Annotated in this window: 2 protein-coding genes; both read left to right on the forward strand. The window is 61.9% G+C overall.

The window, feature by feature from the left end:
- Nucleotides 1–209 precede the first annotated feature (209 nt).
- Nucleotides 210–1,754, forward strand: a complete 1,545-nt coding sequence (gene istA, locus MDHKLMBL_RS20595; protein ID WP_167352708.1) for an IS21 family transposase — start codon at nucleotides 210–212, stop codon at nucleotides 1,752–1,754.
- Between the two features lie 14 nt (nucleotides 1,755–1,768).
- A complete protein-coding gene (istB, locus tag MDHKLMBL_RS20600; RefSeq protein ID WP_053113424.1) occupies nucleotides 1,769–2,524 on the forward strand; it encodes an IS21-like element helper ATPase IstB in 756 nt (251 codons plus the stop codon).
- Nucleotides 2,525–2,617 lie beyond the last annotated feature (93 nt).

A 2,617-nucleotide genomic window follows, 5' to 3' on the forward strand; every position in this document is an offset into this window, starting at 1 on the left:
TGCATATTCCGGCCCATCGTGACCACCCATTCCGTTTGAACGTGACCGCCTGTTCCGGGCGATCGTGACCGCTCATTCCGTTTTATCGTGACCGATTTCGGGCGTTTTTCCGGAATCGCCGGTCACGATGCCGGAATCACTGCCAACACGCTGGAATTCTTCAACTTTATCCGGCATACCCGTTTCTTTTTCATCACGAGGAAGGGCGGATGCCGGCAGCGAGGATTTCCATGCGACAGATCATCGAGGTCTTGCGCCTCAAGTACGAAGCGGGCCTGAGCCATGAGCGCATTGCCCGTGCCTGCGGGCTCTCCAAGGGCGTGGTCGGCAAGTATGTCAGCCTGGCCACTGCGCAGGGCATCACCTGGCCGTTGCCGGAAGGCACGGATGAAGTACGGTTAGAGGCCCTGCTGTTCCCGGCCAAGACACCCCCATCTCGATTTGCTGAACCCGACTACTTCCAGGTCCATCAGGAACTCAAGACCAAGGGCGTGACCCTGCAACTGCTGTGGGCCGAGTACGTGGAACGCCATGGCGATAAGGCCCGCCGGTACAGCCAATTCTGCCATCATTACCGGCTCTGGCGCGGCCGGCAGCGGCGCAGCATGCGCCAGGTCCACCGGGCCGGTGAGAAGATCTTTATCGACTACTGTGGTCCCACCGTGCCGGTGGTGGACCGCAGCACTGGCGAGATGCGCAAGGCTCAGGTCTTTGTGGCCGTGCTGGGCGCGTCCAGCTATACCTTCGCCGAGGCCACCTGGAGCCAGAGCCTGCCGGACTGGATCGCCTCCCACCAGCGGATGCTGGCGTTCTACGGTGGGGTAGCTGAGCTGTTGGTGCCCGACAACCTGAAGGCAGCGGTCACCAAAGCGGACCGATACACCCCGAAGATCAACGAGACCTACGCGGAACTGGCGACCCATTACCAGACGGCGGTATTACCGGCACGACCCTACAAGCCCAAAGACAAGGCAAAGGCCGAAGCCGCAGTGCTGCTGGTTGAACGCTGGATCCTGGCCCGGTTGCGGCACCGAACGTTCTTCTCACTGGCCGAACTGAACTCGGCGATTGCAGACCTGCTACCAGCACTGAACCAGCGCCCGTTCCAGGGGCGATCCGAAAGCCGCCAGAGCCTGTTCGAAACGCTGGACCGACCCGCGCTGAAGCCACTGCCGGCAACGCCCTATGTCTACGCCGAGTGGCGCAAGGCACGGCCAGGCATCGACTACCACATCGAGATCGATAAACGCCTGTACAGCGTGCCTCACGCCCTGGTGGGGGTGAAGCTAGATGTTCGGGTTACCGATACGTCCGTTGAGGTCATGCACAAAGGCCAGCGGGTGGCCCTGCACCCTCGGCATGGCAAGGGCCGCTTCGTCACCCTGACCGAGCACATGCCTAAGTCCCATCAGGCCCATCAGAACTGGTCGCCCGGGCGGTTCCTGAACTGGGCCACTGACATCGGTCCCGCCACGCTCGACGTGGTACAGCGACAGCTTAAGGATCGCACTCATCCGGAGCATGGTTACCGATCATGCCTGGGGCTATTGAACCTGAGTCGACGTTACAGCCGTGACCGGTTGGAGCAGGCCTGTAGCCGAGCACTGGCCATCAACTCGGCCAGCTACCAGAGCATCAGCTCGATCCTGAAGCAGGGGCTGGATCAGCTCCCGTTACCCCTGGCCGAGGAGGAGTCGGAACTGACTGAGCTGCCAGTACACACCAACGTTCGCGGCCCCCGCTACTACCACTGATCCCGGAGAAACTGATGTTGACTCAAAACACCCTCGACACCCTGCGCCAACTCAAACTGACCGGCATGTGCGATGCCCTGGAACAGCAGCGGGCACAGCCCGACACCCACGACCTGGCGTTCGAGGAACGCCTGGCCTTGCTGATCGACCGGGAAGTGCTACATCGTGAAAATCGCCGTCTGGATCGGCTGCTGAAGGCTGCCCGGTTGCGGGTCCCGGCCTGCGTGGAAGACGTCGATTACCGCCATCCACGGGGGCTGGAGCGCTCCCGCATGGCGGGGCTGGCAAGCTGTGACTGGATCCGCCAATCCCTGAACCTGTGCATCACCGGCCCGACCGGTTGCGGCAAGACCTGGCTGGCCTGCGCCCTGGGCAACCAGGCCTGCCGGCAAGGGCTCTCGGTTCGCTACTTGCGCGTGCCGCGCCTGTTCGAGCAGGTGCGCATCGCCCACGGCGATGGCAGCTACGCACGGCTGATGAACCAGTTGCTGAAGACCGACCTGCTGATCCTGGACGACTGGGGCATGCAGAAGGTGACGGCACAACAACGGCAAGACCTGATGGAAGTAATCGAAGACCGGCACGGGCGAGGCTCAACGCTCATCGCGAGCCAGTTACCAACCGAACACTGGCACGACTACATCGGCTCCGCCACGCTCGCCGACGCCATCCTGGATCGGCTCCTACACGGCGCTCACCGACTCAATCTGAAGGGGGAATCACTGCGAAAAGCGAAAACACAAAAACCGGAATCGGTTGACCCATCGTGACCGCTCAGAGTACAAAACTCACTCCAGCGTGATGGCCGTGTGCAAATCGGTCACGATCCCCGGAATGACCGGTCACGTTCGCCGGAATACGCA

Origin of the sequence: Marinobacter flavimaris, assembly GCF_002933295.1 — a bacterium.
Lineage (GTDB): Bacteria > Pseudomonadota > Gammaproteobacteria > Pseudomonadales > Oleiphilaceae > Marinobacter > Marinobacter flavimaris.